Genomic DNA, 534 nt, shown 5'->3' with positions numbered 1-534 from the left:
ATCACTGAGGGGCGTATCGCGCCCGCCCGCCGCGACCACTGGCTGGCGCAACTCAATGCCGACGAGGAGGGCGCTTCCGCGATCCTCGCCTCGCTGGCCCCGAACACGATCCCGATGTCTGAGATCGGGCACGCCGGATCGGTCGAGGCCGCTGCCGACGCCGAGTACGCCCGCTACTACCCGAAGGAGGAGACGCGATGAGCGACTACCTGCCCCAGTTCAAGCCCGGCCAGACCGTCACGTTCACGGCGTCAGCAGCCGTCAAGGGCGGACAGTGCGTCGAGGTGACCGGTGACCGTCGAGTCGCCGCCACGTCCGGCGCGTCCACCAAGTACATCGGCGTCGCAGGCCACAGCGCCGCCGCCGAGTCCAAGGTCGTCGTGCACCTGCGCGGACACGTCCAACTCGTCAAGGCGAAGGGCGCCGTGACCGCTGGGCAGCATGTCGTGACCGCTGTTGACGGATGCGTGGCCGCCAATGAAACCAACCCCATCGGACTCGCCCTCACCGGCGGCACCGATGGCACCCTCATTC

General features: G+C 68.5%; 2 protein-coding genes. Both read left to right on the top strand.

Annotated elements, in window-relative coordinates; all coding sequences use genetic code 11:
* On the top strand, nucleotides 1-201 hold a 201-nt coding region (locus tag ACTQ0H_RS09325), incomplete at its 5' end, for a hypothetical protein (RefSeq protein ID WP_441548091.1).
* On the top strand, nucleotides 198-534 hold a 337-nt coding region (locus tag ACTQ0H_RS09320), incomplete at its 3' end, for a capsid cement protein (protein ID WP_441548090.1). The genes ACTQ0H_RS09325 and ACTQ0H_RS09320, both read left to right, overlap by 4 nt.

Origin of the sequence: Collinsella sp. LCP21S3_A3, assembly GCF_052118905.1 — a bacterium.
Classification (GTDB): Bacteria; Actinomycetota; Coriobacteriia; order Coriobacteriales; family Coriobacteriaceae; genus Collinsella.
This window is presented reverse-complemented; position numbering and strand designations above follow the sequence as displayed.